Annotated in this window: 9 protein-coding genes; 2 read left to right on the top strand and 7 right to left on the bottom strand. The window is 63.0% G+C overall.

The features are described 5' to 3' along the window. Window positions 1-104: 104 nt before the first annotated feature. From NKJ00_RS21570 to NKJ00_RS21560, 3 genes are all read right to left on the bottom strand, one after another. Window positions 105-854, bottom strand: coding sequence for an enoyl-CoA hydratase-related protein (locus NKJ00_RS21570; protein ID WP_013533649.1), 750 nt, complete (start codon window positions 852-854; stop codon window positions 105-107). 14 nt (window positions 855-868) lie between these two features. Next, complete coding sequence (locus NKJ00_RS21565) at window positions 869-1507, bottom strand: acyl-homoserine-lactone synthase (protein WP_352631080.1); 639 nt, start codon at window positions 1505-1507, stop codon at window positions 869-871. A gap of 96 nt (window positions 1508-1603) precedes the next feature. After that, on the bottom strand, window positions 1604-2335 hold the full coding sequence (locus tag NKJ00_RS21560; RefSeq protein ID WP_023811347.1) for a helix-turn-helix transcriptional regulator: 732 nt from the start codon (window positions 2333-2335) through the stop codon (window positions 1604-1606). Window positions 2336-2583: 248 nt separating this feature from the next. Between NKJ00_RS21560 and NKJ00_RS21555 the strand changes: the two genes are divergently transcribed. Then, entirely contained in the window at window positions 2584-3432 is an 849-nt protein-coding gene (locus NKJ00_RS21555; RefSeq protein WP_352631078.1) for an ABC transporter substrate-binding protein, read from the top strand. A 60-nt stretch (window positions 3433-3492) separates the two neighbouring features. Here the strand turns inward: NKJ00_RS21555 and NKJ00_RS21550 are convergent, their stop codons facing one another. After that, on the bottom strand, window positions 3493-3942 hold the full coding sequence (locus NKJ00_RS21550) for a tellurite resistance TerB family protein (RefSeq protein ID WP_352631076.1): 450 nt from the start codon (window positions 3940-3942) through the stop codon (window positions 3493-3495). Window positions 3943-4065: 123 nt separating this feature from the next. Between NKJ00_RS21550 and NKJ00_RS21545 the strand changes: the two genes are divergently transcribed. Then, complete coding sequence (locus tag NKJ00_RS21545) at window positions 4066-5712, top strand: lysine--tRNA ligase (protein WP_352631074.1); 1647 nt, start codon at window positions 4066-4068, stop codon at window positions 5710-5712. Here the strand turns inward: NKJ00_RS21545 and NKJ00_RS21540 are convergent. The 3 genes from NKJ00_RS21540 to NKJ00_RS21530 form a co-directional block, all read right to left on the bottom strand. Continuing rightward, entirely contained in the window at window positions 5678-6496 is an 819-nt protein-coding gene (locus NKJ00_RS21540; protein ID WP_128304374.1) for a thermonuclease family protein, read from the bottom strand. The genes NKJ00_RS21545 and NKJ00_RS21540 overlap by 35 nt on opposite strands. A gap of 42 nt (window positions 6497-6538) precedes the next feature. Continuing rightward, window positions 6539-7207, bottom strand: coding sequence for a S24 family peptidase (locus NKJ00_RS21535; RefSeq protein ID WP_352439629.1), 669 nt, complete (start codon window positions 7205-7207; stop codon window positions 6539-6541). Window positions 7208-7322: 115 nt separating this feature from the next. Next, entirely contained in the window at window positions 7323-7877 is a 555-nt protein-coding gene (locus NKJ00_RS21530) for a thioesterase family protein (protein WP_352610729.1), read from the bottom strand. Between the last annotated feature and the right edge of the window lie 27 nt (window positions 7878-7904).

Genomic DNA, 7904 nt, shown 5'->3' with positions numbered 1-7904 from the left:
ACTCCCCCCCCCCCCCCCTAGAAAAACAATTTTGCTCGGGCCGCCCCGCTCTTTTTTTAAAAAGCCCCCGCCGGGGCGGGGGCCCCGCGGCGCGTTGCTTTCGCTCAGGCCGCGAGCCGGGCGATGCGCTGCAATCGCCGCAGCGTGGTGTCGTCCTGCAGCGCCTGCTGGAAAAGCGAAATCTCCTGATCGATGCGGTCGCAGAGGGCCTCGGTGTTCCCCTTCAGCAGGCCGCGCGTCTGCAGCAAGGCGGCGACCGGCTTCTTGACGAGTTGTCTTGCCCGGCCGAGGGCCGCCTCCTCGACCGTGCCTCCCGGCACGATCTCCGCGACAAGGCCGAGCGCCCTGGCATCTTCGGCGCGAAGCGTGTCGCCGAGGCAGAAGAAGCGGAAGGCACCGGCATAGCCGAGCTTCTGCGGCGCCAGGATGCTGGTCGCCGCATCCGGCACCAGGCCGAAATCGACGAACGGCACCCTGAACGTGCTCTCATCGGACGCGATCACCATGTCGCAATGGAACAGGATGGTGCAGCCGACACCGACGGCATCGCCATCGACGCAGGCAAGGATGGGCTTGGGAAACGTCGCCAGCGTGCGGAACAGGTCGGTGACGGCGGCAATCAGTTTCTGGTGCTTGGTGGCGTCGAGGAATTCGGAGAAGTCCCCGCCCAGGCAGAAACAGCCTGCCAGGCCGCGCAGCACGACGACGCGAACCTCCTCATTGTCGGCGGCTTCATGGAAGGTCCTTGCCAGGCTTTCATAGGCTCTCCTGTCCAGCACCGGCCGGCCGTCACTCGACGACACGGTGACGACCAGCGTGTGGTTGCGAAGTTCAGGTTGCGGGTGTGTGCTCATGACTGTCTCCGATCTCATGACGCACGCCTTTGCCCGAGCATGTCGGGATATCCCCTGGCCAGCACGGGAGCAAAATGATTGCGGCGCGACCGCACCACATCGAGGGTGTGTTCGTTGAAGGTCAGCAAGGTGGCGACGACCTGCTGGTTGCCATAGGTGCGCTGATAGCCCAGCGGGGTCGCCAGGAAATGCAGTTGCAAGGCGCGCAGCACCCACATCGGCTCGAACTCGATGATCACCTTGTCGACGCCGCGCTTCAGCCCCCACTCGACGAAACCGGCAATCAGTTCGGTGCCGACGGTCGAAACGCCGCGACGGCCGTCACGAAAACCGGGAGCTACCGCGTAGCGGGTCAATTCCCAGATGTTTGGACCCGATGGCGGCGTTCCTTCGGAAAGATCGGCCAAGACCTCGGTCAGCAGATGTGGCCGCGTCGTCGGCAACATCCTCTGATAACCCGCCACTTCACCGCCCCTGATGACGATCTGATGGACCGCCTCGTCGTGATCGAACTGGTCGAGTTCGAGCCCGTCGGGGCGCCTGAGGTCATCCCACCCCATCTCTTCGACGAATATCTTGTAGCGCAACCGATGGACGGCCTCCCAAAGGTCGGGACGTTCCATCAATTCCTGGGTTGTAAGGGAAAAAAGCATTCCGCCGTCTCCTGCGTTCAGAGGAAGATACGGCCGTGCTTTGATGAGAAAATTGCGTGATCGCGTAGGCAAAAATTCCAGGTCGGCACGGCCGACCTAACTAATGTAGCCGCGCCGTATCGCTTCCGCGACGGCCTGCACCCTGTTGACGGCACCTAGTTTGCTTTTGGCGTTAAGAAGATGTTTCTCCGAGGTGTGTTCGGAAATGCCGAGGATTTGCGAAATCTCCCATTCGGACTTGCCGACGGCGGCCCATTGCAGGCATTCGCGCTCGCGCGGCGTCAGCACGATATGATCGATGGTGCTGTTCGCCATGGTGTGGAGTTGCATGGCGCGGCCGACCGCGTAGGTCGAGACCAGCGACACCTGGCCGAATTCGGCGACGGACAATTCCACGGCCTCGCCGCCGAGCGACACCATGACGATCTGGCCGTCGAGCGTGATCAACGGAAAGGCCAATCCATCACGCAGTTTGAAGGCGCCGGCATCGCCCATCACTTCGCCGCTGCTCTTGTCGATCCGGATGCCCTGCGACGCCTCGTGCCACTGGAAGGGCGCCTGCAACTGTTTCATATGGCTGACGACGGGGTCATGATCGACATAGTTGCGCGCGACATAGCGCTCCAGCCACTCTCCCGGCCAATCGCAGAGAAGCACATGCTGCTTTTGCTGGCCGGCCGGCGTGCCTGGCTGCGGTACGGTTCCAGCCATCAGTGCGGTGAGACCGAAATCCGATGTTATGCCCAGCAGCCTTTCACAGACCGCCGCCGCCGTTGCGGCGTGCTGCAGTTGGTCTATGTATTCCAGCGTGCGATCGAACTGACCCATCGCAACATCAACCCCATGTTGCCTCGTGCATTGCGGCCAATGATGCGTGCCTGATTTACACTTCGCCACCGACCACGGATTGCAAATCGCATACTTATTTTGTGGCTTCCCTCACCGAGGCGGCCGGAGCTGATTTGCAAACCGGTTGAATCATATCCTGAAATCGGCGGGTTGAAATCAAAAACCATTGTGCCTGTACCATTTTCGTACCAAAACCGGTGCGAGCACGACTGTGGCGGAGTTTTATCTTGGCGTTCCGGTGGAGATCCTTCGCCTTTGCGATGCTGATCGGATTGCTGTCGTTCGCCGACGGCGCGCGCGCCGCGGCGCCTCAGGTTCCGATGCTGTGGGATGCCAAGGAGCGGCTGCCCAAACCAGACCTTTCGACGCTGCCCCGGCTGAGATTCCTGACCACCACGGACTTCCCGCCCTTCAACTTCCTCGACGGTGCGGGAAAGCTGTCCGGCTTCCATATCGATCTGGCACGCGCCATCTGCGCCGAGCTTGGCATCGTCGAAAAATGCCAGATCCAGGCCCTGCCTTGGGCCGAGCTGGAAGGCGCACTGCGGAAAGACGAAGGCGAGGCGATCATCGCCGGCATCGCCGCAACACCGGAATCGCGCACGACCTACGCCTTCTCGCGCTCCTATCTACAGTTTCCAGCGCGCTTCATCATGCCGAAGAGCAAGGCACTGACCGAGCCCGTCTTTGACAAATTGCACGGCAAGCGTGTCGGCGTGATATCAGGCTCGGCGCATGAGCGCATGCTGCGCGACTATTTCAGCACGGTTCAGGTCATCCCTTTCGACAGGCCGGAAGACCTCTATGCCGATCTCAAGGCCGGCAAGGTCGACGCCGCCTTCGGCGACGGCATGCGCCTGGCTTTCTGGCTGGGCGGCTCGGACGCGGCGGGCTGCTGCCGCTTTGCCGGCGGGCCCTATCTGGCGCCCGAATATCTGGGCACTGGCATGGCCATCGCCACCAAAGCGGACAATCCGGCGCTGGCCGCCGCGATCGATTACGCGCTGCAGGAAATTTCGATGAAAGGCACGTTCGCGGAATTTTATCTGCGCTACTTTCCGGTCAGTTTTTTCTGATCCGGTTCCGTCAGCTTTGCCGGCCTGAGCTGCATCTCAACAGCGCCCGGCCAAGGACTTTCAGGTCAGCGTGCGCAGCCGCGCCTTGGCCGCGCGGCCGATGGCAGCAACCGTCAGCGTGTCGAGATCGAGCTGACGACGGATCAGCTGAAGCACCCGCACTTCTTCCATGCGCATTTCGAGGTCGACGGCGGCAACCTCGAAGGCGGCGGCATAGGCGGTGTCGCGCAGCCGCTCAGGCAAGACCTCGGCGACTTCAGCCAGCACGCCCTCCAGCCCATCCTTTTCGTGCAGGCGCTTCTGGCAGTCCTGGGCGACGCCGACCAGCCTGTCGTGGTTGAAGTCCTCGAACACCGGCCAGGAGCGGACGACCTCGCCGATCCGCGCCAGTTCGACATCGGTCATGTCGCGGTCGGAGGCCGAGGTGATGACCATCAGATAGATCAGGGCTTCATGAGGTGTCGGCAATTTTTTCTCCTCGAACCGGACCTCGAAGTTAGGAACGCCCATTCTGCACCGCAAGGAAAAAGCGCCGCACGCGTTGACGCTCCGGCGCTGCACGCCTAGAGACCGGTTGAAAAACCCTTGCTGCGGCCCGCCTTCGGGCCGGCAAATGATTTGGAAAACTGTGACATGGCGGGATCAAACATCATCGATCTCAACCCCGAGCTACTGGCGGCCGCGACCGAAAGCAAGGCGTGGCCGTTCGAGGAGGCCAAAAAGATCATCGAGCGCTACAAAGGCGCCGACTTCCCGCAAACAGTCCTGTTCGAGACCGGCTACGGGCCGTCCGGCCTGCCGCATATCGGCACGTTCGGCGAGGTGGCGCGCACCTCGATGGTGCGCCATGCCTTCCGCGTCCTGACGCAGGACAAGGTCGCGACCAAGCTGCTGTGCTTTTCCGACGATATGGACGGCATGCGCAAGATACCCGACAGTGTGCCGGACCGCGCCGCGCTCGAGCCGCATCTGCACAAGCCGCTGTCGTCGGTCCCCAACCCCTTCGGCGGCGACTATGCGAGCTTCGCCGACCACAACAACGCGATGCTTTGCCGCTTCCTCGACACGTTCGGCTTCGACTACGAGTTCGCCAGCGCGACGCAATACTACAAAGCCGGCCGTTTCGATGCGATGCTCAAGCGCGCCGCCGAACGCTATGAGCAGATCATGGCGGTGATGCTGCCGACGCTCGGGCCCGAGCGGCAGGCGACCTACAGCCCGTTCCTGCCGATCTCGCCGAAGAGCGGCCGGGTGCTTTACGTGCCGATGAAGCATGTCGACGCCAAGGCCGGCACCATCACCTTCGACGACGAGGGCACCGAGACCACGCTTTCGATCACCGGCGGCCGCGTGAAGCTGCAGTGGAAGCCGGATTTCGGCATGCGCTGGGCAGCGCTTGGCGTCGATTTCGAAATGTTCGGCAAGGACCACCAGACCAATGCGGTGGTCTACGACCGCATCTGCAACATTCTGGGCGGACGGGCGCCGGAGCATTTCGTCTACGAACTGTTCCTCGACGAGAACGGCCAGAAGATCTCGAAGTCGAAAGGTAACGGGCTGACCATCGACGAGTGGCTGACCTATGCGCCGACCGAAAGCCTCGGGCTCTACATGTACCAGCGGCCGCGGCAGGCCAAGAAGCTGTATTTCGACGTCATCCCGCGGGCCGTGGACGAATACTATACGTTCCTCGCCGCCTATCCCCGGCAGGACTGGAAGGAACGGCTGGGCAATCCGGTCTGGCACATGCATGACGGCAACCCGCCCGCGATCGACATGCCGGTGCCGTTCTCGCTGCTGCTCAATCTGGTCAGCGCCTCCAACGCGCAGAACAAGGATGTGCTGTGGGGGTTCATTTCACGTCATACGCAAGGCGTGACGCCAAAGACGCATCCCGAGCTCGACCGGCTGGTCGGCCATGCGATCCGCTATTTCGACGATTTCGTGAAGCCGACGAAAACCTTCCGGCCCGCCGACGAGGTCGAGCGCGAGGCGCTGGCAGCCCTCGACGAAGCGCTTGGCGCGCTGCCGGTGGACGCCAGTGGCGAAGCGATCCAGAACGCCTCGCTCAATGTCGCACGCAGGATCGAGCGCTATCAGGATCATTCCAAGCAGAGCCCGGAAGGCGGCCCCGGCGTATCGGGCGCCTTCTTCCAGATGATCTACCAGGTGCTGATCGGCCAGGAGCGCGGCCCGCGCTTCGGTTCGTTCGCAGCACTCTATGGCGTTGCCGAGACACGTGCGCTCATTGAGCGGGCGCTGGCTGGTCAGCTGGCTTGAGCACGCCGTCGGCCTCTTCCAGGATCGAACTCGGCGCCTGAGGCGCCGGGCTCGGTGCGGCCGGCATCGCCGGCAGGCCGGAAAGGTTCGGCGCCGACCCAAAAATGCCCTTCTTCGCCGTGCGTGCCTTGTCGCCGGCCTCGACATAGGGCCCACCCTTGGCGGCGCGCGCCCAGCCATTTTCGACCAGCCACTGACCGACATCCTGCTTGCCGATCCGGCACTCGGCTGCGATCAGGTCGCGGCCACCCTGCGGCGGCACCGTGCAGACCACCGCGCGGCCGCGCAGGAAGGCGCGGAACGCCGTCCGCGCCCGGACGCCGCACGGCCAGGGCTTGCCGTCCTCGCTGCAGGTCTCGTCCTGCCTGACGATATCGATGCCGGAAACCGCGACCGAGTAACCCTTTGCCTCGATCAGGCCGGCGGCCGGCGCAACCGGCTGGAACAGCTTTGTGCCGTTCCAATCGTCAGGCATTTTCGGCTTGGGTGGCACAGCCAGCGCGAGCTTGCTCAACGGCTCGCGCGGCTCGACCCGTTCAAGCCCGTCGGCGGGCAGTTCCGGCGGCGCGACGATTTCGGGATCGATTGCCCTTGAATGCGGCCCCGGCTTCGGCGGCTGTGGAGCTGCGATGGCTGAGGTGGCCGGCTCCTGCGGCACCGTCCCGGCAGCCTGCTGCGCCATCGTATCGGCGCCCGGATCAAGCTGGTCCACGGCAATGACGCTTTCACTTCCTTTCAACGTGCGACCGCCGGTGACGACCATGGCCGCCATCACAGGGACCATCAGAACCGCCAGCGCATGATGGAGAAGCCGCACCAGCTTGACCTATTGGCTTGCCCAGACAATCCGCGCCACCCACTCGACATCGCGCATGGGAATGTCGCGGTCGGGATGATCGGGATTGAGCGAGACCAGCGCAATCGACTTGACGCTCTGGCGCTCGAGCACCTTGGCCATCACCTCGCCTGATGTGGTCTTGACAACGACGCGATCGCCCTTGCGGGTGACGGCGCCCGGTTCGACGATGAGGACGTCGCCATTGCGGTAGAGCGGCAGCATGGAATCGCCCTGCACCTGCAGCGCGTAGGAGCTCTCGGTCGATTGCGCCGGCAGTTCGACCAGATCCCAACCCTGCCCGACTGGAAAGCCGGCATCGTCGAAGAAGCCGCCTGCGCCGGCTTGGGCAAAGCCGAGCAACGGCACGGAGCTTCTGCGGGCGACCGAAGCGGCATTGCTGGTCGAAGCACCATTGCTGATCCCGGGCCGGCCTTCGATCAGACTGGTGAATTCGTCGAGTGAGGCGCCCGTCGCCTCGATGATCTTGGCCAGTGATTCGGTCGAGGGCCAGCGCGGCCGGCCATCCGACGACAAACGCTTCGACTTGTTGAAGGCAGTGGAATCGAGCCCCGCACGCTTGGCCAAACCCGAGGCCGAAAGCGAATAGCGCTTGGCAAGAGCATCGATGGCAGCCCAGACTCGGTCGTGCGAGAGCATGCTCGCTCTCCTTCGGTGCAGGAAAAAATACCTTTCCCTTCTAGTCTTGGAATGTCGTTTTGTCCACCGGTCGTGGAGTGGTTGCAAACGTTCCCGTCGATCGCGGAAAGTCCGATTACCGGGATCGATCGACGCCCTTGGCCAAGCTGCGCAGACCCTGGTGCGATGTCATGAAAATCCGCTCCGTTTGCGTCGGTGGCCGCGGGTTCACGGCACGACCAAGTGCCGAAACCACCTCGTCAATCTCAAGAAAGTTGCGAGCCTTGCGATCGTAGACGCCGGCTGTCGTCAGGATCAACGCGGCCGTCTCGCTATTGTCGAGGACGAAGCGGTGCTTGCCGACAACCTGGGTGCCTTCCCAGGTCTCGATCGAGGACACCACTTCGAAGCGGCGCCAAAGCCTGATCTCGCGTGCATAGACCGCCTGCAGTCCGCCCATCATCGGCGCCCAGCCATTCTTCCTTGCCAGCGTGATGAGGCCTGCACGAACAAACAGGTCGATGCGGCCGAGATCGGCCAGCATCATGTATCGCGCATTGTTGAGATGGATGTTGAAATCGATGTCGGTCGGCAGGCAGCGGAAAGCCAGCCGGCCTTCGCCGCCCATCACGTAGGGGCCACGGCTGCGTGCCGTGGCCATCATGCGCACCATGCGCGCCCAGACATACATTACAGCGCCCCGTGTCCTCTTGGACGC

Origin of the sequence: Mesorhizobium sp. M0227, assembly GCF_040321855.1 — a bacterium.
GTDB lineage: Bacteria > Pseudomonadota > Alphaproteobacteria > Rhizobiales > Rhizobiaceae > Mesorhizobium.
Note: the sequence above shows the minus strand (reverse complement) of the source record. Positions and strands in the feature narration are given on the sequence as shown.